The sequence below is a fragment of the Actinoplanes sp. NPDC026670 genome (assembly GCF_040638175.1).
In the GTDB taxonomy this organism is placed as follows: domain Bacteria; phylum Actinomycetota; class Actinomycetes; order Mycobacteriales; family Micromonosporaceae; genus Actinoplanes.
Genome location: NZ_JBEZXU010000027.1, coordinates 85,397 through 110,567 on the forward strand (window position 1 = coordinate 85,397; position 25,171 = coordinate 110,567).

The window sequence follows — 25,171 nt, forward strand, 5'->3', positions numbered from 1 at the left end:
ACGCGAGCCGTCGCTCACACCGGTATCCGGGACGCCATTACCGCAGTGAACGACGGCTGACGGCCTGCCGGGCGTACCGCAAACCGCGAGCCGTCGCTCACACCGGTATCCGGGACGCCATTACCGGGGTGGGCGACGGCTGGGGTGAGTGCCGCATATGCCCGGCGGGCGCGGTGGAGGCCGGGAGTGGGCAGCAGCGTCGCGTGGTGGCTACGGGACGGGTGGTTGCGGTTGAGGGAGGTGGGGCCGTACCCGAAAAGGGGTCAAAGAACGAAGGCGTCGGTCCACAGCTGGCGGGAGCGGCCGGACAAGGCCTCCATCAGGCCGACTGCCTGGCTGTCGGTCAGGCCGGCCACGAAGTCGATCACGGCGCGGCCGCGGGCCCGGGAGAGGCGGTCCGGGGTGCCGGCGGGGAGTTCGGTTTCGGCCAGTTCGACCAGGTCGCGGAGGCGGCGTGGGAGGCGCTGGGCCTCGTCCGGGTCGGTCAGCCAGGCGATCAGCGCCTCCACCAGGGAGGCCAGCAGCCGGGCCTGGCCGCGCTGGTGGAGGGCGAGGTCGGGGCGTTCGAGGACGAACCGGTTCTGGACGAACTTGAGGATCTGCACCTCGTGCCACTGGGCCCGGGCGAGTTGGGCGTGGCTGCTGCGGATCGCGGGCTGGCCGACGAGTTCGACGGAATCGACCAGGCGGCGGGTCCAGTTGGCGGAGAAGGCGGCGACCCGGGCCTCGGCCTCCAGCGAGCCGTCGAAGGGGCGGGCCAGGAGGCCGTCGACGAGTTCGGCGCGGACCAGTTCGACGGCGTCGGCGAAGGCCTCGTCGTCGGCGATCCAGTCCTCCTTGCGGCACAACTGGCGGCGCAGCGACTCGATGGCGCCGCCGGCCCGGGTCAGGTCGGACTCGCTGCCCCAGCGCTGCCAGGCCATCAGCTCGGTGGCGACCAGGCCCTGCTGGAGGACGCCGACCCGGTGCACGTCCTCCAGGTCGTGGATGGCGTAGGCGATGTCGTCGGCGGCGTCCATCACCGAGGCCTCGACGGTCTGCTGCCAGTCGGCGACCCGGCCGGCGAACGGGGCCCGGGCGGCGCGGACGTCGGCGATCTCGGTCGAGTAGGCGCCGAATTTGAGGGAGCCACCGTCCGGGTCGTCGGGGACGACGGCGGCGCCGCGCGGGGGCGGGTCCATGAAACGCGGGTGCGGGTCCGGGTGGTTGAGCCTGGTCCACGGGTACTTGAGGATGGCGGCCCGGACCGCGTTGGTCAGGTTGAGCCCGATGGTGGCCTGGCCGCCGATCTCGGTGCTGGTGACGATCCGGTACGACTGGGCGTTGCCCTCGAAGCCGTCGGGCAGCCCGAGCCGGTGCCGGGCGAGCCGGTCGAGGACCCGTTCGCCGAGGTGCCCGAACGGCGGGTGGCCGAGGTCGTGGGCGAGCGCGGCGGCTTCGACGACGTCCGGGTCGCAGCCGCCGAGCTTCTCGGCCAGGTCGGGTGCGCCGGCCCGGAGGCGTTCGGCGACGGCCCGGCCCACCTGGGCCACCTTGAGGCTGTGGGTGAGCCGGTTGTGCACGAGGAGTCCCGCCCCGCCGGGGCTGATCACCTGGGTGACCCCGGCGAGACGGGCCAGGAACGGTGAGCTGACGATCCGGTCCCGGTCGACCCGGAACGGGCTCTGCGCCAGATCTCCGGGAGCTACCAGACTGTCACCGAAGAGGCGTTGAGCACGTGGATCGTCCATGCCCGCAGAATCTACCGACTCTGCAGAGCGTCCAGCGCGACGGCCATCGCCACCACGAGGCGGCGGTCCAGGTACTGGTCGTAGATGCTGACCTGGTACGTGTCCCGCAGCCCCCACTTGCGGACGACCGAGAAGGCCGGCCGGCCCTGGATGGTGAAGTCGAAGTGGTACGGCAGCCAGGACAGGTAGTCGATGAACCGCCGCAGCACCGCGACCCACGGGTTGCGCTCCTGCCCGGCGATCTCGCCGTAACCGGGCTGCTCGACGACCCAGCTGGAACGCAGCAGGGAGGCCGCGAAGTTCTTCCGGAACAGGCCGATGGGCTGCCCGTTCGCGTCGAACACATCGTAGGTGGCACCGAGGTCGATGACCTGCCGGGCCTTGAAACCGAGCACCGGGTACTGCTTGGTGTCGTCGGTGTAGAGGGTCACCTGCTCCTTGAACGCCAGCCGCTTCTGCTGAGCGAACGCGAGGATGCCGGCTTCGTCTCCGGTCGGGGAGACGGCGTGGACCTCATATTGGTTGACCATGAGGCGGATGCGCTGACGCACGATGAGGTGTGTCTGCTGCTGAAGGGTGTCTTGCGTCACCGCGCGAGTGTGTCATACCGGTCACTTGCTGAGGCAATGCTGAGGGCAGCGGTGGCCGTGGCGAACCGTTGCAGGTCAGACTGGAGACCATGGCGAAACGAACGCGTACCGTGTTGGCTCTGGCGCTCGCTGCCGCGGCGGTGTGGGCCGCCCGCGACATTCCCGCACAGTTGGGCGCCCGGGCGTCCGGTTCCCGGCGGTCCCGGGTCGAGTCCTCGCCGCAGTATTCCGGCGGAAAGTTCCGCAACACGGTTCCGGCCACCGAGGTCACCGCCGCGTCCATGCCGCGGCTCGCGGTGGCGGCCGCCACCGGCCGCGAGGCGCGGCGGCCGCATCTTCCGGTTCCGCTGGTCACGCCGGCTCCGGGCGGCGATGCTCAGGGACTGCACATCACCTGGTACGGGCATTCGTCCGCGCTGATCGAGATCGAGGGCCGCCGGGTGCTGCTGGACCCGGTGTGGAGTGACAGGTGTTCGCCGTCCCGGCTGGCCGGCCCGCGACGGCTGCACGAGCCGCCGGTGGCGCTGCGTGACCTGCCGCCGATCGACGCCGTGGTGATCTCCCACGACCACTACGACCACCTGGACATGACGACCATCCAGACGCTGGCCGACCTCCAGGCGGCGAAGTTCCTGGTGCCGCTGGGTGTCGGGGCGCACCTGGAGCGCTGGGGCGTGCCGGTGGGCCGGATCATCGAGCTGGACTGGCAGGAGCGGGCCGTGGTGGCCGGGGTCGAGTTCGTGGCGACACCCGCGCGGCACTTCTCCGGGCGCGGTCTGACCCGGGACGAGACGCTCTGGGCGAGCTGGGTGATCAACGGCCCGACGCGGAAGGTGTTCTACTCGGGCGACACCGGCTACTTCACCGGGTTCGCGGAGATCGGCGCGGAGTTCGGGCCGTTCGACGCCACGCTGGTGCAGATCGGGGCGTACGGGGACGGCTGGCCGGACATCCACATGACGCCCGAGGACGGCGTCGCCACCCACGTCGACGTGCGCGGCGGGCTGCTGATCCCGGTGCACTGGGCGACCTTCAACCTGGCCCTGCACGACTGGGCGGAGCCGGCCGACCGGACCTGGCGGGAGGCGAAGGCACGGGACGTGTCGCTGGCCGTGCCGCGCCCGGGTGAGCGGGTCGACGTCGACAATCCGCCGCCGGTCGACGGCTGGTGGCAGCAGATCAGCTGACCTTTCCGGGTACGCAGATCCGGACGGCGGCGGGCACCACCTCGGCGGTGAACGTCTTCGTCCGGGCGCGGGCGCCGCCGTCCAGTTCGTACTCGAGTTTCGACGCCAGGGCGACGTCGACGCGGCGGGCCCGGGTGGTCCGCACGAACGGCGAGTGGTCGGAGCGGCTGACCGCCATGGTGCCGAGGGCGCGCGCCCACTGGAGGGCGTTCTGCGCGGTGGCGACGCCGACGTCGAGCCAGCCGTCGTCGGGGAGGGCGTCGTCGAAGGCGTGGATGCCGCCGGTGATGGTGCCGACGTTGCCGATCAGCACACAGCTGGCCTCGCCGTCGAACCAGTCGGTGCCGTCGATGCGGATCTTCGCGTGCGGCGCCTCGCCGTTGACGTGCCGCAGGCCGGTCCAGACGTAGGCGAGTTTGCCGAGCCGGTCCTTGAGCGCCCCGTCGGCGTCCTTGATCATCGCGCCGTCGAAGCCGACCCCGGCCATCACCGCGAAGTGTTCCCCGCCGAGCCGGCCCAGGTCGTAGCGGCGGCGCTGCCCGGTGAAGGCGATGTCGACGGCCTTCGCCAGGTCGGTGGGGACGCCCAGGTTGCCGGCGAGCAGGTTGCCGGTGCCGGCCGGCATGATCGCGACCGGGGTCTTCGACCCGCCCTTCTCGTGGGCGAGCACGTCCAGGGTGCGCTGGACCATCCCGTCGCCGCCCCAGACGACGAGCAGGTCGGCGCCCGCCCGGAGGGCCTTGCGGACCTGCTTCGGCGCTTTGCGGCTCTTCGGGACCTCGTACCAGAGCAGCTTCTCGACGTCCCGGCCGGTCAGCAGCCGGCGCAGTTCGTCGAGGCCGCCACCGAGGGTCTTCCGCTGGTGGGCGACGACGGCGATGGTGCGAGGGGTACGCATATCGCCGCCGTTACCCGGTCCGGGCGCCACCCGAAACCAGCGGTCAGTTGACGGTCTCCCGCATTCGCTGCTCGGCGGCCGCGCTGCGGATCACCATGAGCCGCAGCTCCAGCTCGTCGGCGACGATCGAGGCGAGGTGCTGGAGCGCGGTGAGCTGGCGCGGGTTCGTCTCGCGGGGCACGCTGTCGATCACGTTGACGGTGCCGAGGCGGTAGCCGTCGTGGGTGCGGATCGGCGCCGCCGCGTAGAACCGCAGGCCCAGCTCGCCCCGGACCAGTGGGTGCTCCAGGGTGCGCGGGTCCACGGCGGCGTTGTTGATCACGTAGACGTCGTCCTGGGCGATCACCGAGGCGCACAGGCCCGGCTCCTTGCCGATCTCCCGGATCCCGGTCAGCCCCTGGCAGGCGGCCAGCCACACCCGGTCCTGCTCGACCAGGGAGACCGTGGCGATCGGCGTGCCGAAGAGGGCGCCGGCCACGTAGGCGATCCGGTCGTACGCGTCCTCCACCGGCTGGTCGACAAGCCGGTAGCGGCGCACCGCGGCGAGCCGGGCCTGCTCCCGCGGGTCCACGTTGTCCAGATACTCGTAGGCGTTCGACGACTCTGTCATGGACGGGAGCCTATTCCCGGAACGGCCGCCGGAATCGCACAGATCGTCAGTCGTTTTCCGCTGGGTGCGCACGGACCCGTACCCCGGTGATGGCCCGGCCGGTCACCTCGGTCACCTCGGCGGTGAACTCGGACAGCGACACCACCTCCCCCGGCCCGGTCGGGATGTGGCCCAGCTTGGCCAGCACCATCCCGGCGATCGTGGTGTAGTCGCCCTCCTCCTGGTGGTGGCCGTGGAAGCCGACGTCGGGCAGGTCGTGGATGGGGAACGAGCCGGGCATGAGCAGGGCGCCGTCGGGTTCGCGGACGGTCGCCGCCACGTCCCGGTCGGTCTCGTCGTAGATCTCCCCGACGATCTCCTCGACCAGGTCCTCGATGGTGACGATGCCCTCGATGGCGCCGCGCTCGTCGACGACCAGGGCGAGCGGCTGCCGTTCGACCCGCAGCTGTTTGAGGGCGTCGGTGACCCGCAGCGTCTCCGGCAGGAACAGCGGCGGCCGGGCCAGGTCGTCGACCGGGCAGTCCACCCCGACCAGGTCACGCAGGTGCACCACGCCGATCACGTCGTCCAGCCCGGCCGGGCCGATCACCGGCGCCCGGGAGTGCCCGCCGTCGATCAGCGCGCGCAGCGCCTCGGCGGCGGGCCGGCCGCTGGGCAGGGAGAGCACGTCGCGGCGGGGCACCAGGATCTCCCGCAGGATCCGGTCGGCGATCTCGAACGCCCCGGAGATGATGGTCCGCTGCTCGGCGGAGAACTCCTGCTGGGCGGCGACCAGGTCGCGGATCTCCTCGGTGGTGACCTCGTCGCGCTGGGCGTGCGGGTCGACGCCGGCCAGCCGGACCACCACGTCGGTGGCCTTGCCGAGCAGCCAGACGGCCGGGCGGGAGATGTTCGACAGCACGTCGAGCGGCCGGGCCACCAGCATCGCCCAGCCCTCGGCCCGCTGCATCGCGATCCGTTTCGGCGCCAGCTCGCCGAGGACCAGGGTCACGAAGGTCAGCACCAGGGTGGTCAGGAACGTGGCGACCGGCTCCGCCGCGAAGCCGAGGAATCCGAGACGCGCTTCCAGGGGCTGGGCGAAGGTCTTGGCGGCGACCGCGGCGGCCAGGAACCCGCCCAGGGTGATGCCGATCTGGATGGTGGCGAGGAACCGGTTGGAGTCACGGGTCAGCAGGGCCAGCACCCGGCCGGACCGGGACTCCCGTTCGAGGCGCTGCACCTGGCCCTCACGGAGCGAGATGAGAGCCATCTCGCTGCCGGTGAACACGGCGTTGAGCAGGATCAGGAGGAACACCAGAAGGACCGGAACGCCCAGGCCATCCATCACTTCGCCCTTCGGGACAAATCACACATTCCCGAACAATTTAGCGAGCGGTACGGGTCAGAACCTGGAGAACGACCGCAGCGGCATCCGGGGACCGAACTTCGGCGCGCTGATCCCGCCCAGCGCCAGCAGATCGCACACCCGGCCACGATGCCCGCGGAACGGCTCCAGCAGCTCCAGCATCCGATCGTTGGTGCCCCGCGCCTCACCGGCCAGCGCATACGCCACCGTGTTGGGGATGTGGAAGTCGCCGACGCTCACCGCGTCCGCGTCGCCGTGCGAGAGGCGCACCGTCTCGGCCGCGGTCCACGGGCCGATCCCCGGCAACGCCGTCATCCGGGCCGTCGCCTCGGCGGCGTCGGCGCACTCCTCCAGCCGGGCGGCGACCTGGGCGGCACGCAACAGGGCCTGAGTACGGCGCTGCTCCACCCCGAACGGATGGAACACCCAGTAGGGGGTGGCCGCCACCGCCGCCGGATCAGGTGGCAGGACCAGGCCGGCCGGGCCCGGCGCGGGCTCACCGAAGTGCCGGCAGACCGCACGGTACGACCGGTGCGCCTCCTTGCCGGTCACCTTCTGTTCCAGGATCGCGCGCAGCAGACGGGGGAAGACCCGGCCGGTGGCGGGCAGCCGTACCCCAGCGAAGGTCTTGGCCAGACGATCGACCAGCGGATGCCGCGCCGCCAACGCCGGCAGACCGCTCACGTCGTCGCGAAGGCCGGCGATCGCGTCCGCGCGGTCGGCGGCCCAGGTCGCGCCGGGTCCGTGGGCGGTCGCCACGAGCTCCCCGGCGGACCGGGTCAGATTGAGGGTGGCCGGGCCGTCCGGCGTCCGCATGGCCAGCCAGAACCCGTCGTCGCGGACGACGCCGCACGGATCGTGTCTCGGCACGAGCAGCGGCCGCACCGAGGGGCCGAAGGCATACCGCTCCGGTGGGCTCAGCCGGCGGGTCACGGTCACCGCGCAACTATGCCACTTCCGGGCCGTCTTCAGCGGGCACGCCGATGGCCCTGACCATGCTCCGGGGTCAGGGCCATCGGGCCGTGACCGGACACCCGAGAAAGGTCCGGTCACCCTGTACGGAACCTCCGCCGGCGTCCGGCAGGGGGAAGGACGCCCACCGGCGCTGATGGGGGGGCCCGGTCCGGGTTCGGGAGAACCCGGACCGGTTCAGCTCCGGCGGAACGGCTTCGGTTCCGCGGTGGTCGTGCCGGTCAGCGGACCCGGACTCGGATCGAGTCGAAGGCCGGCGTCTGGTTGGCGCGCTCCATCATCGGGATACGGTGCGAACCGTCACCGGCCCACGAGGAGCACTGGAACTCGCCCGCCTGGGGCAGGCCCGGCACCTGGATGGCGACGGTGTCCGGCTGAGCGCCACCGCGGCTGTCCTCGGTCGCGACGAAGAACGCCGGGACCGGCTCCGGAGCGGGCGCCGCGTTGCGGTTGTCCAGGATCCGGCAGGCGGTGTGGAAGTGACCGCGGACCAGACCGCCCTGCAGGACGCTGGACTCCACGTAGTAACCACCCTGGCCGGCCGCGAGGAACCGGTCACGGATCAGGTTGCGGGTGCTCACCTGGATGGTGAACGGGGTGTTCCGGTTCACCTGACGGGGGGCGTTGGTGATCAGCAGGGTGGGGTTGTTCGCAGCCGCGCCGACCTCACCGAACTCGGTCGAGACACACCGGTTGCCCTTCTGGAAACCGTCGTGCGCCTCCAGGTCGGAGGTGTCACAGCTGTTGGTGAGGACACCGAGGCCGGCGCCGGGCGGCGGGGTGACAGCGCCACCACCGTTGTTGCCGCCGTTGTTGTTCCCACCGTTGTTGTTCCCGCCGTTGTTGTTGCCGCCGTTGTTGTTGCCGCCGTTGTTGTTGCCGTTGTCGGCCGGCGCGGTGGTGGCCTGGGTGGCAGTGGCGGCCGGGCTGGCGCTGGCACCGGCGTTGCCGCCGTTGTTGTTCCCGCCGTTGTTGCCCTGGTTGCCGCCGTTGTTGTTGCCACCGTTGTTGTTGCCGTTGTTGTTGTTGCCGTTGTTGCCGTTGCCACGGCCGCGACGGGCCAGCGTGTTCGCGTCGGTGGTGCTGGACACGTTGTTCGTGACCCATTCACGGCAGCGGGCCTGGAGCTGAGCAGTCGTAGCCACGTCGCCGGCGCCGTCGTCCGCGTGCTGCGTGACCTGGCCGTTGTTCGTGGTGTACGTGCCCTTCCGGGTCTGCGTCGAGAGACGGGACCGAGCAGGCGCCTGCAGGTTTCCACACGCCGCGAGGGCTTGGTCGGTGACCGTGTCCCCCTCGGTGGCAGCGTTGGAGATCTGCGTGACGGTCACGACGCCACCGAACGCGGCCAGGGCGGCAGCAGCGACGACGACTATGCGGCGCCGACCGCTGAACCACGCCGGGGAGTTGGCGCGCCGGTACTTGGACCTTCGCATGGGTGACACCTTTCTCTGTCGCCGTGGGTGGGCGATGTTTGACTACCGCGCGCGGAAGATGCGCATGGTAGTGACGACCCCGACCACCAGCGCGGCAGCGAGGACCAACAGGATCACGGTGTTGCTGAGACCGGGGACACTCTGGCCCTCGGTCGCGGCGAGGAGCATCTGGTTGTCGATGGGCACGGGGCCCTGGCCGGGTGCCGCCGGCGCCGGCGCTGTGGGCAGCGCCGCGTAGTCGACGATGCCGCTGCTCTCCAGCAGCGTCATGTGCGTCATCACGAACTGGTTGGTCTGCTGGGCGAGCTTGCGGACCGAGTCGTTGCGGGTGGTGCCCCGGATCGTGGCGATGGCCGGGAAGATCTTGCCGTGCGCCGCCCGGAGCCGGTCGATGAAGATCTGGTCGAGCTGCTCCGGGGTGGCGGCGTTCTCCATCTCGTTCAGCCAGGCCTGCTGGTCGCCGTTGGGCCCGTTCGGCAGCATGATGCCGAGCTTCGCGGCGACCGCGCGGTCCAGGGCGTCCAGCGACTCGTGCTGCTTGGCGATGTCCGCGCCGATCTTCTTGATGACCGGGTTCGACCCCTTCTCCGCGACCAGGTTGCCGGCCGGGATCTCCCAGAGACCGGCCAGGCGGACCTTGACCACGAAGTCGCTGTCAGCGGCGCTGACGACACCCTTGCCGCTGTCGGTGAGGCCGGTGTTCGGCGGGATCGGCACGGGGTTATCGGCGGCGTGAGCCGTTCCGGCCGGCGTCACGATGAACGCCAGGGACAGCGCCAGCGTGGCGACCAGCCAACGGGGGATCCGGCGGGTCCTCATGTGTTCTCCTCCAACCTTTCCGGTGCCAGTGCCTGGGTCAGTAGCTGTAGTCGCTGCCGGCCTCGCCACCAGAGGTGTCGTCGGCAGGCGGAGCGACGGGCTTGGAGACCGCGGGGAGGCAGGTCAGGTTCTTCGTGCCGTTCGGCTGGATCACGAACCAGGTGCCGCTGACGTTCTGGCCCTTCCACTGACCGGCCTTCTTGTCGCCGATGTAGCGGTAGAGCGGCCAGCCCTTGAGGGTCAGCTGCTTGGTGCCGTCCGCGCGGGTGACCGTGCCGACGAGCGACTCGTCGACGCCGGTCAGCGTCGGCTCGCCGTCGTTGGTGAGCGCCGCCGGCCAGATCTTGGCGCATTCGTCGTTGCAGTTCGACTTGGCCGGGCTGTCCTCGTCCTTGTCGAAGCGGTAGAGGACGAAGCCGTTCTGGTCCTGGACCGTGGTGCCCATCCGGGCGACCTTGGTGGCCTTGAGTTCGGTGGTGGTCAGCTCTTCGCTGATCTCCGGGGTGTTCGCGTCGCCCGGCGCGGCCTCGGCCGTGGCCTCCGCGCTCGGGTCGGTCTCGGGCTCGGCGCCGGCGGTCGCGCCGGGCGTAGCCACCACGTCGTTGGATGCCGGCTCAGCGGCGTTTCCGTAGTCGGCGGTGTCGAGTCCGGCCGGGGCGCATCCGGTCAGTGCGATCGCCGCAACCAACGACGCGCCGAGAACCTTCAACTTCCGCTTCTCCGGTGCCACGGGGCCCTCCAGCTGATTCATGGCTCTGGCATTTCCGGGCTGTAGTACGGAGCGAGGTTCAACGCGGTTGAACATTCGGGTCGATCAAATCAATGTTTTTTCGGTTGAACCTTCTGACCGTCCGGCACGTAATTGGTAGACCCCGGACGTGAAAAATGGCCCGGCCGCTGAGCGGCCGAGCCATTTCCGTGTTCGTACGGTTACGGAACGCGAACCAGGGTCTCCCCCGCGCCGCTCGCGGTGATCTCCTGCACCTGCACGTGGGCGATGTCCGCCGTCGGGGTGTTGGTGACCGCCTGGAGCATCAGCGGAGTCGGGTTGGCCGCCGTGCCCCAGCCGGTCTTGCCGACCGTCCAGGCCGCGACCTTCTCCGAGGTGCCGTCCCGGCGAACCAGGTACAGCGCGCACTCCTTGGGCCCGGTGACTCCGGAGACCGCGAAGGAGACCTGGGTGCCCCAGTCCTTCTTCAGCAGGCCGACCACGGCGCTCACACCGGTCCGGGTGTCGGTGGCCGTGTAGTTGTCACCGGGGAGCTTCGTGCCACCGATGGCCACACCGGCCGCCGGCAGCGGGTCGAGCTGGCTGCCCGCCTCGGCGGTGCCGTTCGCCGGGGCGTTGTCGTCAGGCGCGAGCCACTGACCGCCGGCGAAGAGCGCGCCGATCGACAGCATCGCGAAGACCACCACGGCGGCGGCCAGCGAGTAGAGCCGGCGGCTGTTGGCCCGCTGCCGCTCCACGCCGACCTCGCGCAGCATCTTGTTCAGCACCGCACCGTCGCGTTCGGCACGCTCGGCGGCCTCGAAGGCCTCCCCGTCGACGGTCGCGAGCACATCCGCCACCTCGACGAACGACTCCAGCTCGTACGCGCACTGCGCGCAGTCGATGAGGTGGTCCTCGAAGCGGGCCGCGTCGCGGTCGTCCAGAATGCCGAGGGCGTAGGACGCGACGTCGTAGTGCTGGTCCTGCGTCATTCCGTCACCCCCCGCTGCTGGAGCGCGGTGCGCAGGGCACGCAGCGCGTAGTAGACCCGCGACTTCGCCGTGCCGAGAGGCAGGTTCAGTGCCTCGGCCGCCTCCGGCACCGTGCGTCCGCGGAAGTAGGTCTCGATGAGAATCTCCCGATGCGAATGGCTGAGCTGCCGGAGCGCGTCCGACACCGTCATCGACTGCAGAACCTTGTCGGTCTCGTCGGACGTGGTCGGGAAGCTCTCCAGCTCCCGATCATACGTCTCGGCGGGGCGGGCGTTGGCGCTGCGATGCTCGTCGATGGCGATCCGCCGGGCGACCGTGACCAGCCACGGGCGCAGCGACTGCTGCCCCTGCGCGCCGAGCCGGTGCGCGTTGCGCCAGGCACGGAGCAGCGTCTCCTGCACGATGTCCTCGGCGCGCTGCCGGTCACCGCCGGTCAGCCGCAGAACGAACATCAGCAAGGGGCCCGCGTGCTCCTCGTACAGCAGCCGGACGAGGGTGTCCTCGTGACCCGGAGTGCTGTTCGGAGCGGCCTCGTGCCGCGGCGTCTGTCGCGGGATCACCGTGCCCTCGTCGCGGTTGTTGCCGCCGTCGAGAGCCTGCCACCTACCACCGGAGTGTTGCCGTGCCATCACACGCACCCTCTCCGGCGCGAGCCGATCCTCGGCCACCGCATGCATCGATACCTCCGCCCGGACCTTTCCCCGTCGCCCGATATACGGCCGGGAGGCCCGGCCGGGATCAAAGCCGGGGCGAGAATTTCCGGGACACTTGGTCTCAACGGTCCTCCGCTGCGTTCGAGAGGTAGGGCGTACCCCGCCGCCGATCACTGTCCGTATTGATCAACGCCGATTGGGACGCCAGGTAAGGGCGAATACTACTCAGTGACAATCGGCCCTGGACATGTCCCCGAGAATAATTCTCGCTGTCGGCGGAGAGCGTGATCTCGCAGCGTGAACGAGCGATTCCGCTCCGTTGTCACACGTGCGTAATGTGCGGTGAATGGGCGCTCCGGCGACCCGAACGGGGGATGCTCGAATGACGGTCGGACCCTTTCGGGCGACACCCGTCGGGGAGCGCTCCCAATTCCGATTCCGCAGTTGGCGGCCCTGCGCCGGCCGGCTCTCCGGGCCTACTCACGGGCACGGCACGAGAGCCGGCGCGATCGACTCCGCGACTCCGCGACGGCGTTCCGGGATACGGATCGACATCCCAGCAAGCGGGACGGAGCGAACTTTTGTGAGATCGCCCCGGCCCACTTGGCGGGAAGGATGTGTGCACGAGCACAGACAGCGGCGTGCTCAGCGGGTGTGACTGGTCGCCAGTGACAACGCACGGTGCAGGACCCGGGCGTCGCCCAGCATCCCCCGCAGGCGCCGCTCCAGCCCCGCGATCGGCACCAGGTTCTGTGGGGCGCGCGGATCCTTGTACGCCGACGAGGCGAACCGCGGCAGCGTCGCCACCGACACGTCGGCCAACTCGATCGCCTGCTCCGCGGTCAGCTCCGGCGAACACTCCACCCGCACGATGCCGGACCACGGGGCGCCCGACGAGCCGGGCAATCGCAGGTACCACGACCAGCCGCCCCACACCGACCCCAGATGGAAGACCGGAGTCCGCTGGCTCGGCTTCAGGCGGGGCACGATCGCCTCCTGCGCGGCCGGCAGATAGTGCTTCTGCTGGGTCTTCACATAGCCGATCGTGCGCGGCAGCTGACGCCTGTTGCGCAACGGCCCGTCCACCACGAGCAGGTCGGCCCCGTCCGAGCCGCCGTCCCGGGCCGCCGCCGAGATCTCGATCTCCAGCGCCGTCAGCGGGGCCTGCACCGCCGCCGGCAGCTTGCTCGCCTCACCGTTGCCACCGACCCGGTGCACCTCGTAACGCACCGACCCGGCCTGCACGTCGGTGGCCGACGGGCTCGCCGTGAACAGGCCCCGGGCCACCCGGGCGCCGACCAGCTCGGCGGCGCCCCGGGCCAGGTCACAACGGACCACCCCGGCGGCGTACGAGGCAGCCAGCCCCGCGTACGACGTGCCGTCCTCCTCGGCCGTCCACAGCCCGGCGTCGTTGCGCCGCACCCCGTCGACCAGGAACACCACGTCCGGCACGGTGGCCGTCCGGGACACGTCGATCGGCGCCCACTCGGCGGCCGGCACCTCCACGTCCACGTCGACCTGGGCGCTGCTGGACGAGCCGGGCCCGTCCCCACCGCCGTCGCCCTCGAAGGAGGCGCCGTAGGACGGGTCCCACGCGTCGACGAACATCCTGGTCACAGGCCGACCCTCTCCACGTGGGCAGTACGTGCGTCCTTGTGCACCTCGAACCGGACCGGCACCCGTTCGGCGAGCGCGTGCACGTGGGTGACCAGCCCGACCATCCGGTCGCCGCGGGCCGCCAGATTCTCCAGAGTCGCCGCAACCACGTCGAGGGTGGCCGCGTCCAGGGTGCCGAAGCCCTCGTCCAGCACGATCGACTCCAGGCTGGCCGCCGTGGTGCTCATCCCGGCCAGCTGCTCGGAGAGGGCCAGCGCCAGCGCCAGCGACGCCTGGAACGTCTCGCCGCCGGACAGTGTCCGCACCCCGCGGCGCAGTCCCGCGTCGTGGTGGTCGACGACGAAGAACTCGCCCTTCTCGTGCATCAACTCGTACTGCCCGCCGGTCAGCTCCCGCAGGATCCGGGACGCCCCATCGACCAGCAGATCGAGCGCCTCCTCCAGCAGCCAGCGCTCGAAGTTGTTCGCCCGCAGGTGCCCGGCCAGCGATTTCGCCACCCGGCTCGCCCGCAGCAACGCGTCCCGCTGCTCCAGCGCGGCCCGCGCCTGCTCCCGGCGCTCGGTCAGCCGCTGCCAGGCCGCGCCGGCCCGCTCGGCGGTCACCGCCGCGGCCCGGATCAGCCCGGCCTCGTCCGCGGACGCCGGGCCGGGCGCGCCGGCCGCGGTGAACAGGTCGACGATGCCGGCGCGGGCCCGGACCGTCTGCTGGTGCGCGGCGGCCACCTTGCTCTCCGCCTCGTCCCGCGCGGCCAGGCGCCGGCCGTGCTCGCCGGCCGCCCAGCCGACCAGCGTGCACCAGGCGCCGGCCAGATCCTCCCGGTCGGCCGGCGGCGGGCCGAACCGGGCCAGGCCGTCCCGGGCCGAGTCGAACGTGCGCCAGGCGGTCCGCTGCCGCTCCTCGGCCGACCGGACCACCGACTGCGCGGCACGCAGCGCCTCACGGGCCCCGCGCACCGCCGTGCCGGAATCCTCCAGACGGTGCTGAAGCGCGCCCAGCTCGGCCAGCCGCTGCTGGAGCGACTCCACTCCGGGCAGCGCTTCGACTGCCTTGCGGACCTCGGCGAGCCGGGTCAGGTGATGCTCGTACTGCCCGCGCTTGCGCTCCAGGTCGAACGCCGCGTTGCGGGCGATCGCGTCCCGCTCGCGCCAGCGGGCCTGCGCCGACTCGGCCTCCTCGCGGGCCACGTTGCCGGCCTCCTCGGCCAGCCGGACCGCGGACTCCCGCGGCACCTCCGGCACCACGCCCACCGTCTGCTCGCAGACCGGGCAGGCGTCCCCGGCCGTCAGGTGGCCGCGCAGCGCCGCCGCCCGGTCGCGCTGCTGGGCGTCCCGGTAGTCCTGCCGGGCCTGCTCCAGCAGCTGCTGGGCGCCGAGGTTCTGGGCGTGCGCCAGCTCGGCGGCGGCCTGGGTGTCCCGGTGCTCGACGTCGGCCACCGACACCTTGCCGGCGAACCACTCCTCCTGCTCGATCAGGCGGCCCAGCTCGGTGTGCCGGTCCAGCGCCACCCGGAGCTGCCCGGGGTCACCCGCCGTGGCCAGCTCACCGCGGACCTTCTCCTCGGCCTCCTCGGCCGCCTGCACCTCGGCCGCGGCCCGGTCGGCCGACTCCCGCGCCGCGGCGACCGCGCCGGCCGCCTCGTCCAGGCCGTCGGGGGCACGCACCGAGCCGAGCGCCGCCAGCTCGGCGTCCACCGCGTCACGCGCGTCGGACGCGGCCACCTCGGCCTCCCGGGCGGCTCGCAGCCCCGGCACGGCGGCCTCCACCGCGGCGGTCAGCTCCCGCATCCGCTCCAGCTCGGCGGCGGCCTGCCCGACCGCCTCGTCGGTGGCGTCCTCCAGGGCGCCGAGCTGCTGCTCGACGACGGTCAGCTTGGCCTCCGCGTCCTTGCCCCGCTCGGCCGCCTTGACCTGCACCTCCTCGTAGACGTGCAGGCCCAGCAGGTTGACCAGGATCTGCTGCCGGGTGGCCGGTTTCGCGTGCAGGAAGTCGGCGAACTGGCCCTGCGGCAGGACCACGCAACTGGTGAACTGCTCGTAGGGCAGGCCCACCGCGTCCAGCACGGCGGCGTCCATCTCGGCCGGGGTGCCGGCCAGCACCTCGCCCAGATCCGCCAGGTCCATGCCGGTGTCCAGCTTGGTGACGTCGAAGCCGGGCGGCATCAGCTGCAGCCCGGCGCCCGCCGTCTTCACGTTGCCCCGGCCGTCCCGCCGGACCACCCGGGTCGCCACGAACCGGTCGCCGGCCGACTCGAAGACCAGGCGCACCCGGGCCTCGGCGGCCGACGGCGCGAGGGCGTTGCCGATCCCCCGCGTGCCACCCCACCTGGGGACGGTCCCGTAGAGGGCGAAACAGATCGCGTCGAGCACGGTGGATTTGCCCGAGCCGGTCGGGCCGACCAGGGCGAAATAGTCGGCGTCGGTGAAGTCCACGGTCGTCTGGTCCCGGAAGACCGTGAAACCGGCCATGTCGAGCCTCAGTGGCCTCATTTGTTGCTGCTCACCTCGTCGTACAACGCGTCGAAGAGCTCGCGGACGCCCTCCTCGGCGTTGCCGCGACTGTCCAGGTAGTCGCCGAAGAGCTCACGCGGGGACCGGCCGGCCCGCTCGGCGCTGCGGCCGCCGTCGCGGCTCGGCAGCATGTCCGGGTCGATGCGCACCTCCAGGGCGTTCGGCAGGAGCTCCTGCACGTCCTCGCGGAGGCCGGGCCGGGGCGCTTCCCGCACCAGGACACGCAACCAGGCCTCCGGAAGGTTCACCGTGGCGAGCTGCTCCAGCGTGCCGCGCACGGTCCGCAGGGTGAGCGCCGAGGTCACCGGCACATCACGGACATGGGCTGCCTTGTCGGTGGAGACGTCGACGATCGCGACCGAGCAGACATTTTCCTCCTCGCCGAAGTCGATGGCGAGCGGGCTGCCGCAGTACCGGGTCGGGCACGGCGAGATCACCGTCTGGTTCCGGTGCAGGTGGCCCAGGGCGACGTAGTGCGCGTTGGCCGGGAAGACCGTGGCCGGCACGGCGTAGCCCATGATCGTGTGCGCCTCGCGCTCGCCGCCGCCGGTGCTCGCTCCGACGATCGTCAGGTGCGCGGTCAGCAGATTGACCACCCCGGGCTCCGAGAACGGCTCGCTGAGCTTCGCGATCAGGCGGGCGACCAGGTCGGCGTAGGTCTGGTTGGCCTCGGCGGCGGTCAGCTCGTACATCTCGGCGGCCCGGATCGCATACCGCTGGGAGAGGAACGGCAGCGCGACGAGCCGCCACCGCTCACCGCTCTCGGTCGTCCCCTCGATCAGAAGATCATTCAAATCACCCTTGGGGTACGACCCACGCAGCTCGATGCCGGCCGCGTCGGCCCACGGGCGCAACGCGTCGAGCGCGGCCCCGTTGTCGTGGTTGCCACCGATCGCCACCACCCGGGCGCCGGTCTTGCGCAACGCGGACAGGGCCCGGGTGACCAGCCGGGTCGCCTCGGCCGTCGGCGCGGCGGTGTCGTAGAGATCACCGGCCACGATCACCAGATCGGGGCGCTCGGCCCGGGCGATCTCGACGACCTGGGCGAGAACCTTGATGTGCTCCTCGTTGCGGTTCTTGCCCTTGAGAACCTTGCCGACGTGCCAGTCGGAGGTGTGCAGGATGCGCATCGCTGAACCCTAGTCCGCTCGCTAGAAGGGAATGTCGTCGTCGCCCCCTGGTCGCCCGCCTATCACCGCGAAGGGGTCGGCGCCCTGGACGATCGACCGCAGCGTCTCGGCCGGCGGCGGGCCGGACTCCGACTTGCGGGTGGCCCAGGCCGGGAACGGGAACTCGACACAGAGCGGGACCGGGATGTCCGGCTGGTTCACGAACATCGTGCCCGGACGGGCCAGCAGGGCACGCTGGCGCATGGCCGGGGGCAGGAATCCATACTCCGGCCTCGACGCCTCGGCCGGGTCGAGCCGGCCGACCACGCGGATCGCCGAGTTCGTCACGATCCGCCGCTCCACCTCGCTGGCCGTCTGCTGGGCGCCGATCAGGATCACCCCGAGCGAACGGCCGCGCTCGGCGATGTCGAGCAGCACCTCCTTGATCGGGGAGGAGCCCTCGCGGGGGGCGTACTTGTTGAGCTCGTCGAGGACCACGAAGAGCAGTGGGCGGCCGGTGCCGGACTTCTCCTTCTCCTCGAACTCGGTCTTCAGCGTCACACCCACCACGAACCGCTGCGCCCGGTCCGGCAGGTTGTGCAGGTCGACCACAGTGACCTGGGCGCTGTCGGCGGTCTTGATCCGGTGCGGGCGGCGCTGGGCCAGGTCGCCGCGGATCAGCCGGGACAGGTCGCGCTTGCTGCCGATCAGCCGTCTGGCGAACGCGTTGACCGTGCCCATGTTGACCGCGCTGCCCGCCCAGGTGGACCGGGTCTCGTCGTCGGTGAGCTGCTCGACGACGTGATCGACCAGATCCTGGTACGAGCTGATCCGCTTGCCGTCGATGCTGATGCCGCCCTCGGCGGGCACCGCGTAGCGGTTCAGGTGGGCGGTCACCGAGTGGACCACCATCGTGTACTGCTGGCGCTCGTCGTCGGCGTCGGCGAACACATAGGGCAGGAGTTTCTGCTCGCAGAACTCGGCGAGCGTCCAGTAGAACGCGTCGACCCCGGTGAGCCGGCTGGCCACGTCGGGCGCGCCGGACGAGTCGCCGGCCCGGGGCGGCGCGTAGACCCGCACGTCCGGGAAGGGGGCGGCCGGCAGACCCAGCAACGCATACGCCTCGCGGGTCTTGTCGTCGAGCTTGGTGTTGGGGTGGTCGAGGAAGAGCAGATCCTCGCCCTTGACGTTGAAGATCAGCGCGCGGGCGTTGGTGCCGTCGGCGCCCAGCTGACCGGACCGGAACACCGAGTAGAGCAGGAACGTGGCGAAACTCGTCTTGGTCGCCACCCCGGAGATGCCGGAGATCGACACGTGCGCGCCCCGGGTGCCGTCGAGGAAGTCGGCGTTGAGGAAGACCGGCACCCCGTCACGGCCGGTGCCCATCGGGACCCGCCGCTCCATCCGGTCGAAGTGCAGCGCCGCGTCACGGGCGTCGCCGGAGGCCCGGTGCACCACCGCGCCGGGGGCCGGCGGCACGTAGAGCTCCGGGTCGACGCGGGTGGTGGTGATCTCGGCCGCCTCCTGCACCATCGCGGGCAGCGTGCCGTCGGCGATGGCGAACACATCCGAGTCGAACTGGGCGCCCTCGTGTCTCGCGCGCACCTGGGTGACCACGCCGGCGATCGTCACCGGCTCGCGGTCCGGCAGATCGCGCTTGGTCACCACGACGTCGTCGAGCTGGAGGTAGCTGCCCGGGGTCACGGCCGTCCAGAACTGAAGCGGGGTCGCGTCCGCTGTTCCGAGCACCCGCCCGACGGGGGAAGTTTCGTCAGACACGGGGATCATGGTGCCTCAGTGGTACGACAAAATGCCCGCGCCCTTCGTTGTCCACAACTTCTGGTGTCCATCCACAGAGTTATGCACAAGATCTTGCCCGGATAACGGAGGCGCGCCCTGATGTGCACCGATCGGCCGGTATCGGTGTCCACCTCAATTCTGGACGCTCCGGGCGTACCGCAGAAAAAGCATGTCCTGATGGGTGAGCGAGTGCCGCAGCGACATCCGTCGCGGCGGCGTGGGCGCGCCGTGCGCGATGCGGCCGGCCGGGCCGCCGGCCAGCAGCGGGGCGACCGTGAGGCACAGCTCGTCGACCAGGTCGGCGGCGATCAGCGCGCCGAACAGGCCGGGACCGCCCTCGCAGAGCAGCTGGGTCGCGCCCCGGCCGTGCAGCAGCCGGACCCCGGCGGCCAGGTCGACCTCGCCGTCGCCGACCTCGATCACCTCGGCCACGTCCCGGACCGGGGCGGCGGCCGGCGCCCCGGGACGGGTCAGCACGATCGGCCGCACCGGCGCGTCCGAGAAGATCAGCTGCCCCGGGTCGAGGTCGAGCGAGCCGGAGACGATCACCATGAGCGGGAACTCGGGCAGCCCGGCCGACACCCGCCAGGCCCGCGCCGGGGCGGTCAGGCGGAGCGCGTCGTACCCCTCGGCCCGGACCGTGCCGGCCGCGACGATCAGGGCGTCGCAGACCGTGCGCAGATGGTCGAAGATCTCCTTGTCGCCAGGGCCCTGCAACCCGGCCGAGAGACCGTCGACCGAGACTGCCCCGTCGGCGCTGGCGATGAAGTTCGCCCGCAGGACCGGCCTCGTGGCGCGCGGATAGTGGGCGAGCAGCTCCTCCCGGGTGAAGATCACGGGCCGGGCGGGCCGGTGACCGGCGGGGTCGGCTCGGGCTTACGGTGCTGGCAGTCGCACCAGGACGCGCCCCGGCAGTCCTCGTGCCGCCGCTCCCGGCAGTCCTTGCAGATCATCCCCCGACGTTAGCCCGCGTCCGTTTTCCGTGGGGCTCGCACCGTCTTTCCGCGCGGCCCTCACCGTCTTTCCGTGGGGCTCGCACCGTCGCCTCGAGAGCGCCGAGACGGCGATGCGCACCCCACAGGGCACGCCCGATTCCCGCATTCTGGGAAGAAGATCCACTCTTCGGGAGGATGGCACTGTCCGACACTCGACCGGCAAACCGGCCGGACCGGCGCGAACTTCTACTCTGAGTTGTGATTTCGGGCATATGCCGCCAGCTTGACGGCCGGGACACGGCCACGCAACGGGTCCGAAACGCCAGGTCGGCAGGCTGTTCGACAGGGACGGCGCCACCGGCCGTCGCGACGGGAGGAGTTACATGTTGCTGCGGGTTCGAGTCACCCTGCCGGACCGTCCCGGCGCACTCGGGCAGGTCGCGCGCACCCTCGGGGTGGCCGGCGCCGACATCGTCCAGGTCGTGGTGCTGGAGCGGCTCGGCGGCCGGGCCGTCGACGACTTCACCGTCGTGTGGCCCGGCGCGACCCGGGTCGAGCGCCTCCTCGCCGGTCTCGCCGCCATCCCGGGCGTGCAGGTCGACGGCGTGTGGAAGGCGATAGGAGCTCCGGTCAACGGCGGCCACGACGCCGAGCTGCTCGCCCAGGTCGCGGCGAACCCGGTGGACGGCCTGGCCACGCTGGTCGACGCCGTTCCGGGGCTGCTCGCCGCCGACTGGGCCGCGGCCGCCGTGGTGCCCGCCGACTGGGCCGCGCGCAGCGGATCCGGCGGCGGCAGCGAGCCGTCCGTCGCCTACGCGAGCTGGCGTGCCCCGGCCCCGCTGCGGCTGCCCGAGGTGACCCCGCTGCGGGCCCGCCCGATGGCCGAGCCGGGTGGCGCGCGGTATGCGGTGGCCCCGTTCGGCCGGGGAGGCCTGGTGCTGGTCGTCGCCCGTACCGACGAGGACGATCTGCCGGCCGCCGCCTTCCACATCACCGAGGTGGACCGGGTGGCGCAGCTGGTCCGGGCCGCCGCGGTCATCCTCGGCGACCGGCTGGACTCCGTCCCCACGCCGGCCGCCGTCAACCGGGTGTGATCGTCCTAACCACGGTTTTCGCAGCTCAGGCAATACCCACGCAACAACGGGGGTGCACTCTGGAGGTGGAGGAAAGGAGTGCCCCAGATGGCCCTGTGGCGTGTTCGGGCGACGGTCGACGACCGGCCCGGTTACCTCTCGGTGCTGACCGCGAGCCTGGCCCTGCGGTCGGTGAACATCCTCGCCGTCCAGGTCCACACCACCGAGGACGGCGCGGTCGACGACTTCCTGGTGGACGCTCCGGACCATCTGACCGAGGCTGATCTGCTGGCCGCGGTGGCCAAGGGCCGCGGGCGCGACGCGTTCGTGGCCCGGGCCGAGGCGCAGGGCCTGGCCGATCAGCCGACCCGGTCGCTGGCGCTGGCCGGGCGGCTCGTCCACGAGCCGGATTCGCTCGGCGAGGCGCTGGTCACCCTGCTCGACGCGACCGAGGTGCGGTGGCGGCCCCAGGGCAGCGACCTGCCCGGCTTCCACGGCGGGCGGATGACGCTCACCGACCCGGCCGGCGGCTCGCTGGAGGTGCTCCGGGCGCTGCCCGCGTTCACCCCGGCCGAGTTCGCCCGGGCCCAGGCCCTGGTCGAGGTGGCCACGGCGGTCCACCGGCGGCACCGCGAGCAGGTCTCGCTGCTCCTGCCGGACGGCGCCGAGATGGTGCTGCGCGCCGCCGGGCCGGACGATGTGGCCGCGGTCGGCGAGTTCCACGACGAGTGCTCCCCGGCCACGCTGCGGCAGCGCTATCCGGCCGGGGTCCCGGTCGACGCCCGGCTGCGGCGGCTGCTGGAGCCGGCCGGTGGGCTGACCCTGCTCGCGGTCGCGCCCGGCGGCGCCGTGGTGGCGATGGCGACCCTGCTCGCCGAGGGCGACCTCGGCGAGGTCCGGGTGCTGGTGGCCGACGACTGGCAGCGGCGCGGCCTCGGCACGGCGCTGCTCCGGCGGCTCCGGGCACACGCCGCGAAGATCGGGGTGGCGGCGGTCGTCGCGCACATCGGCGCCGGGAACGCGGCGATGCTGCGCACGCTGCGGCGGGTCGGCGCGGGCCCGATCGAGCGCGACGGCGCGATGGTCACGGTCACCCTGCGGACGGCCGGGCCACGCGTCAACGACGAGACACCGGCCGCGTCGGCGTGATCAGGAAACGCCGGCCATCCGGCGTGATGGCGCCTCGGAGTTGATCAAGGCTCCCGTCGCCTCCAGGTGAGCGGGTGAGAGGGGTGACGGCGGGCTCAGTCCGCCGTCACCCAAGGGTCTCAGCCTCGGCGTTCGCCGTGCTCGACGCAGGTGGCGGTCCAGCCGGTCGGGACCACCTGCACCTTCATCCGGCGCCGGCAGTCGGAGCAGTAACGCGGCGGCTCCAGCTCGCGCGCGGCCGCGCACTCCGGGTGCGAGCCGGGCTCACCGCAGCGGTCGCAGTACATCAGAAGGTCGCCGACAGGGACTTGACCGGCATCTTCAGATCTTTCAGGAGCTCCAGGTCGGCGGTCGCCGGACGGCCCAGCGTGGTCAGGTAGTTGCCGACGATCATCGCGTTGATGCCGCCGAGCAGGCCCTCCCGGGTGCCCAGATCGCCCAGGGTGATCTCGCGCCCGCCCGCATACCGCAGGATGGTCCGCGGCATGGCCAGCCGGAACGCGGCGATCGCACGCAGCGCGTCACGGCCCTCCACCACCGGACGATCCCCGAACGGGGTGCCCGGCCGGGGCGACAGGAAGTTCAGCGGAACCTCGTGCGGGTCGAGCTCGGCCAGCTGGGCGGCGAACTCGGCCCGCTGCTCCAGCGTCTCCCCCATGCCGAGGATGCCGCCGCAGCACACCTCCATGCCGGACTCCCGCACCATGGTCAGCGTGCTCCAGCGCTCCTCCCACGAATGGGTGGTCACCACGTTGGGGAAGTAGGAGCGGCAGGTCTCCAGATTGTGGTTGTAGCGGTGCACACCCATCTCGACCAGCTCGTCGACCTGCTCCTTGGTGAGCATGCCGAGGCTCGCCGCGACCTGGATGTCGACCGCCTCCTTGATCGCCCGGACGCCGGCGCGCATCTGGTCCATCAGGCGCTTGTCCGGCCCGCGGACGGCGGCGACGATGCAGAACTCGGACGCCCCGGTGGCCGCGGTCTGCCGCGCGGCCTCCACTAGGGAGGGAATGTCGAGCCACACCGCCCGGACGGGGGATGCGAACAGGCCCGACTGTGAGCAGAAATGACAGTCCTCGGGACAGCCACCGGTCTTCAGCGAGACGATGCCCTCGACCTCGACCTCCGGGCCGCACCATTTCATCCGGACGTCGTGGGCGAGCTGGAGCAGCTCTGGCAGGTCCTCGTCGGGTAGACGAAGAACCTCCAGAAGGCCCGCCTCTTCGAGGCCGGCGCCGTCGTCGAGCACCCGGGTACGGGCGTGGTCGAGGATCTCTGGCATGCCCGTACCCTACAGAGTTCCCAGTCCGGTAGGACTGTCGGAGCTGGGTGATAGTTTGCCAGTCTGGTGATCAATGGGGGTGTCTTGGCGGACTGGTTGGAGGCGCTCGACCGGCTGGCCCACGAGCGGGCCAAGGCGGGGCTCACCCGTCAGCTACGGCCGCGGGCGGCCGGTGACACGGTCATCGATCTCGCCGGAAACGATTACCTCGGCCTTTCCGATCACCCCCGGGTGGTCGCTGCGGCACGGCAGGCCCTCGAGACGTACGGTCTGGGCGCCACCGGATCCCGCCTGGTCCGCGGCACGACCGACCTGCACGCCGCCCTCGAGGAGGCCCTGGCCGGCTGGCTCGGCTGCGAGTCGGCGCTGGTCTTCTCCTCCGGCTATCTGGCCAACCTGGCCGTGGTCCGGGCCCTCTCCGCGGTGTGTGACCTGGTCGTCTCCGATGCGTACAACCACGCGTCCCTGATCGACGGCTGCCGGATCTCCGGCCTGCCGGTGAAAGTGGCGCCGCACAACGATCCGGCCGCCGTCGCCGCCCTGCTCGACGCGCATCCCGGCCGGGCCGCGGTGGTCACCGAGTCGGTGTTCTCGGTCGACGGCGACCTCGCCCCGCTCGCCGCCCTGCACGCGGTCACGTCGGCCCGCGGCGCGCTGCTGATCGTCGACGACGCGCACGCCCTCGGCCTGCTCGGCGTGTCCGGGTCGGGCGGGGTCGCGGCGGCCGGGCTGGCCGGCGCACCGGACGTGATCGTCACCGCGACACTGTCCAAATCGCTCGGCGGCGCCGGTGGCGTGGTGGCCGGTCCGGGCCAGCTGGTCCGGCACCTGGTCGACACCGGGCGCAGCTTCATCTACGACACCGCCCCGCCGCCGGCCGTGGTCGCCGGGGTGCTCGCCGCCGTCGACGTGGCCCGCGCCGCCGACGACAGGCGGGCCGTGCTGTTCCGCCGGGGCGCGCATCTCGCGGCCGGGCTGCGGTCGGCCGGGCGGCCCGCCGCCGATCCGGCCGCCGGTGTGCTGTCGGTGCCGGCGCCGGGCCCGGAGGCCGCCGTGGCGTGGGCCGCCGACTGCCGTGACCGGGGGGTGGCGGTGGGCTGTTTCCGGCCGCCGTCGACACCGGACGGCAGTTCGAGACTTCGCCTGACCGTGAACGCGGGCGTCCCCGAGGAGGCTTTCGCCCGAGCCCTGACCGTGATCCTGGAGTGCGCACCATGACCGCCGACCCCCCTGAGGCGACATCCCGGCCCCGTCTTTCGCTGGTCTCGCCACCGGCCCGGCCCGAGCGTGGGGGCGGAGGCCACGGGCTTCCGGTCGCCGCTCCGGCGCCGGTCCGGGTCCTCGCGGCGGTTCCCGATCCGCTGCAGAAACACGGCGGCGGGCACCGGCTGGAGCCACGGCCGCTCCCGGTGGCCCCGCAGCCCGCGCCGCATGCCGAGGACGACACCGCGGCCGGACCGGACACCGGGATCACTGCGGAACCGAACGCCGGCGCCGCGACCAGACCGGGCCGCGGCTCCGGGACTGAGCCGGACCACGGCGGCACCGCCCTCCCGGACACCGGCACCGCGACAGAGCCGGGTCGCGGCGGCACGGCCCACCTGGACACCGGCACCGTGACAGAGCCGACCCACCGCGGCACGGCCCTCCCGGACACCGGCACCGAGACAGAGCCGGGTCGCGGCGGCACGGCCCACCTGGACACCGGCACCGTGACAGAGCCGACCCACCGCGGCACGGCCCTCCCGGACACCGGCACCG

General features: G+C 71.8%; 22 protein-coding genes and 1 pseudogene. 5 read left to right on the forward strand and 18 right to left on the reverse strand.

Translation table 11 applies throughout. The annotated features are described in order from the left end of the window. Positions 1-263: 263 nt before the first annotated feature. Both dgt and AB0E94_RS25800 read right to left on the reverse strand, forming a co-directional pair. On the reverse strand, positions 264-1,730 hold the full coding sequence (gene dgt, locus AB0E94_RS25795; protein ID WP_360330491.1) for a dGTP triphosphohydrolase: 1,467 nt from the start codon (positions 1,728-1,730) through the stop codon (positions 264-266). Positions 1,731-1,741: 11 nt separating this feature from the next. After that, positions 1,742-2,260 carry a hypothetical protein gene (locus AB0E94_RS25800; RefSeq protein WP_360330644.1) on the reverse strand — a complete coding sequence of 173 codons (519 nt, stop codon included), beginning with the start codon at positions 2,258-2,260 and terminating at the stop codon, positions 1,742-1,744. Between the two features lie 149 nt (positions 2,261-2,409). On the opposite strand from AB0E94_RS25800, the gene AB0E94_RS25805 reads away from it, so the two are divergent. Then, positions 2,410-3,507, forward strand: a complete 1,098-nt coding sequence (locus tag AB0E94_RS25805; RefSeq protein WP_360330494.1) for an MBL fold metallo-hydrolase — start codon at positions 2,410-2,412, stop codon at positions 3,505-3,507. Here the strand turns inward: AB0E94_RS25805 and AB0E94_RS25810 are convergent. From AB0E94_RS25810 to AB0E94_RS25875, 14 genes are all read right to left on the reverse strand, one after another. Continuing rightward, positions 3,500-4,405 (reverse strand): diacylglycerol kinase family protein, encoded by a 906-nt coding sequence (locus AB0E94_RS25810; RefSeq protein WP_360330496.1) that lies wholly within the window; start codon positions 4,403-4,405, stop codon positions 3,500-3,502. The two genes, AB0E94_RS25805 and AB0E94_RS25810, sit on opposite strands and share 8 nt — an antisense overlap. A 43-nt stretch (positions 4,406-4,448) precedes the next feature. Beyond that, positions 4,449-5,015 carry a GAF domain-containing protein gene (locus AB0E94_RS25815; protein ID WP_360330499.1) on the reverse strand — a complete coding sequence of 189 codons (567 nt, stop codon included), beginning with the start codon at positions 5,013-5,015 and terminating at the stop codon, positions 4,449-4,451. 46 nt (positions 5,016-5,061) lie between these two features. After that, the gene (locus AB0E94_RS25820) at positions 5,062-6,339 is read right to left on the reverse strand and encodes a hemolysin family protein (RefSeq protein WP_360330502.1); all 1,278 of its coding nucleotides are present in this window, start codon (positions 6,337-6,339) and stop codon (positions 5,062-5,064) included. Between the two features lie 57 nt (positions 6,340-6,396). After that, positions 6,397-7,245, reverse strand: a complete 849-nt coding sequence (locus AB0E94_RS25825; RefSeq protein ID WP_360330647.1) for a DNA-3-methyladenine glycosylase 2 family protein — start codon at positions 7,243-7,245, stop codon at positions 6,397-6,399. A 308-nt stretch (positions 7,246-7,553) separates the two neighbouring features. Next, a complete protein-coding gene (locus AB0E94_RS25830) occupies positions 7,554-8,765 on the reverse strand; it encodes a Pecanex-like protein 1 (protein ID WP_360330505.1) in 1,212 nt (403 codons plus the stop codon). Between the two features lie 42 nt (positions 8,766-8,807). Further along, the gene (locus AB0E94_RS25835; RefSeq protein ID WP_360330508.1) at positions 8,808-9,584 is read right to left on the reverse strand and encodes a DUF4142 domain-containing protein; all 777 of its coding nucleotides are present in this window, start codon (positions 9,582-9,584) and stop codon (positions 8,808-8,810) included. A 37-nt stretch (positions 9,585-9,621) separates the two neighbouring features. Beyond that, positions 9,622-10,293: a hypothetical protein gene (locus tag AB0E94_RS25840; protein ID WP_360330511.1), complete on the reverse strand. Its 672-nt coding sequence runs from the start codon at positions 10,291-10,293 to the stop codon at positions 9,622-9,624. 221 nt (positions 10,294-10,514) lie between these two features. Then, positions 10,515-11,285, reverse strand: a complete 771-nt coding sequence (locus AB0E94_RS25845; RefSeq protein WP_360330514.1) for a zf-HC2 domain-containing protein — start codon at positions 11,283-11,285, stop codon at positions 10,515-10,517. After that, positions 11,282-11,962: a sigma-70 family RNA polymerase sigma factor gene (locus AB0E94_RS25850; protein ID WP_360330517.1), complete on the reverse strand. Its 681-nt coding sequence runs from the start codon at positions 11,960-11,962 to the stop codon at positions 11,282-11,284. Before AB0E94_RS25850 ends, AB0E94_RS25845 begins: the two co-directional genes overlap by 4 nt. Positions 11,963-12,583: 621 nt before the next feature. Continuing rightward, positions 12,584-13,555, reverse strand: a complete 972-nt coding sequence (locus AB0E94_RS25855; RefSeq protein WP_360330520.1) for a hypothetical protein — start codon at positions 13,553-13,555, stop codon at positions 12,584-12,586. Further along, positions 13,552-16,041, reverse strand: coding sequence for an SMC family ATPase (locus AB0E94_RS25860; protein WP_360330523.1), 2,490 nt, complete (start codon positions 16,039-16,041; stop codon positions 13,552-13,554). Before AB0E94_RS25860 ends, AB0E94_RS25855 begins: the two co-directional genes overlap by 4 nt. Next, positions 16,038-17,192, reverse strand: a complete 1,155-nt coding sequence (locus AB0E94_RS25865; protein WP_360330526.1) for an exonuclease SbcCD subunit D — start codon at positions 17,190-17,192, stop codon at positions 16,038-16,040. The genes AB0E94_RS25860 and AB0E94_RS25865 overlap by 4 nt, the downstream gene beginning before the upstream one ends. A gap of 21 nt (positions 17,193-17,213) precedes the next feature. After that, positions 17,214-18,950 carry an ATP-binding protein gene (locus AB0E94_RS25870; RefSeq protein WP_360330529.1) on the reverse strand — a complete coding sequence of 579 codons (1,737 nt, stop codon included), beginning with the start codon at positions 18,948-18,950 and terminating at the stop codon, positions 17,214-17,216. A gap of 153 nt (positions 18,951-19,103) precedes the next feature. Beyond that, positions 19,104-19,805 carry a pyrimidine reductase family protein gene (locus AB0E94_RS25875; protein WP_360330650.1) on the reverse strand — a complete coding sequence of 234 codons (702 nt, stop codon included), beginning with the start codon at positions 19,803-19,805 and terminating at the stop codon, positions 19,104-19,106. 484 nt (positions 19,806-20,289) lie between these two features. Here AB0E94_RS25875 and AB0E94_RS25880 point away from each other — a divergent pair, with 484 nt between their 5' ends. After that, positions 20,290-21,000, forward strand: coding sequence for an amino acid-binding protein (locus AB0E94_RS25880; protein WP_360330532.1), 711 nt, complete (start codon positions 20,290-20,292; stop codon positions 20,998-21,000). A gap of 87 nt (positions 21,001-21,087) precedes the next feature. Next, on the forward strand, positions 21,088-22,128 hold the full coding sequence (locus AB0E94_RS25885; protein WP_360330535.1) for a GNAT family N-acetyltransferase: 1,041 nt from the start codon (positions 21,088-21,090) through the stop codon (positions 22,126-22,128). Between the two features lie 119 nt (positions 22,129-22,247). On the opposite strand, the gene AB0E94_RS25890 is transcribed toward AB0E94_RS25885, so the two are convergent. Beyond that, positions 22,248-22,415: a hypothetical protein gene (locus AB0E94_RS25890; protein WP_360330538.1), complete on the reverse strand. Its 168-nt coding sequence runs from the start codon at positions 22,413-22,415 to the stop codon at positions 22,248-22,250. Then, positions 22,415-23,410 (reverse strand): biotin synthase BioB, encoded by a 996-nt coding sequence (gene bioB, locus AB0E94_RS25895; protein ID WP_360330541.1) that lies wholly within the window; start codon positions 23,408-23,410, stop codon positions 22,415-22,417. Before bioB ends, AB0E94_RS25890 begins: the two co-directional genes overlap by 1 nt. Positions 23,411-23,494: 84 nt before the next feature. On the opposite strand from bioB, the gene AB0E94_RS25900 reads away from it, so the two are divergent. Together AB0E94_RS25900 and AB0E94_RS25905 are read left to right on the forward strand one after the other, a co-directional pair. Then, a complete protein-coding gene (locus AB0E94_RS25900; RefSeq protein ID WP_360330544.1) occupies positions 23,495-24,628 on the forward strand; it encodes an 8-amino-7-oxononanoate synthase in 1,134 nt (377 codons plus the stop codon). Then, positions 24,625-25,171, forward strand: a pseudogene (locus AB0E94_RS25905) (hypothetical protein); the annotation flags it as partial. The gene AB0E94_RS25900 and the pseudogene AB0E94_RS25905, both read left to right, overlap by 4 nt.

Bases quoted from the DNA above. Each gene is read 5' to 3' on its own strand.
- AB0E94_RS25845 (WP_360330514.1), bottom strand. From the start codon at position 11,285: ATGACGCAGGACCAGCACTACGACGTCGCGTCCTACGCCCTCGGCATT.
- AB0E94_RS25865 (WP_360330526.1), bottom strand. From the start codon at position 17,192: ATGCGCATCCTGCACACCTCCGACTGGCACGTCGGCAAGGTTCTCAAG.
- AB0E94_RS25860 (WP_360330523.1), bottom strand. From the start codon at position 16,041: ATGAGGCCACTGAGGCTCGACATGGCCGGTTTCACGGTCTTCCGGGAC.
- AB0E94_RS25820 (WP_360330502.1), bottom strand. From the start codon at position 6,339: ATGGATGGCCTGGGCGTTCCGGTCCTTCTGGTGTTCCTCCTGATCCTG.
- AB0E94_RS25815 (WP_360330499.1), bottom strand. From the start codon at position 5,015: ATGACAGAGTCGTCGAACGCCTACGAGTATCTGGACAACGTGGACCCG.
- AB0E94_RS25805 (WP_360330494.1), top strand. From the start codon at position 2,410: ATGGCGAAACGAACGCGTACCGTGTTGGCTCTGGCGCTCGCTGCCGCG.
- AB0E94_RS25810 (WP_360330496.1), bottom strand. From the start codon at position 4,405: ATGCGTACCCCTCGCACCATCGCCGTCGTCGCCCACCAGCGGAAGACC.
- AB0E94_RS25850 (WP_360330517.1), bottom strand. From the start codon at position 11,962: ATGCATGCGGTGGCCGAGGATCGGCTCGCGCCGGAGAGGGTGCGTGTG.
- bioB (WP_360330541.1), bottom strand. From the start codon at position 23,410: ATGCCAGAGATCCTCGACCACGCCCGTACCCGGGTGCTCGACGACGGC.
- AB0E94_RS25800 (WP_360330644.1), bottom strand. From the start codon at position 2,260: ATGGTCAACCAATATGAGGTCCACGCCGTCTCCCCGACCGGAGACGAA.
- AB0E94_RS25835 (WP_360330508.1), bottom strand. From the start codon at position 9,584: ATGAGGACCCGCCGGATCCCCCGTTGGCTGGTCGCCACGCTGGCGCTG.
- AB0E94_RS25830 (WP_360330505.1), bottom strand. From the start codon at position 8,765: ATGCGAAGGTCCAAGTACCGGCGCGCCAACTCCCCGGCGTGGTTCAGC.
- AB0E94_RS25885 (WP_360330535.1), top strand. From the start codon at position 21,088: ATGGCCCTGTGGCGTGTTCGGGCGACGGTCGACGACCGGCCCGGTTAC.
- dgt (WP_360330491.1), bottom strand. From the start codon at position 1,730: ATGGACGATCCACGTGCTCAACGCCTCTTCGGTGACAGTCTGGTAGCT.
- AB0E94_RS25890 (WP_360330538.1), bottom strand. From the start codon at position 22,415: ATGTACTGCGACCGCTGCGGTGAGCCCGGCTCGCACCCGGAGTGCGCG.
- AB0E94_RS25880 (WP_360330532.1), top strand. From the start codon at position 20,290: ATGTTGCTGCGGGTTCGAGTCACCCTGCCGGACCGTCCCGGCGCACTC.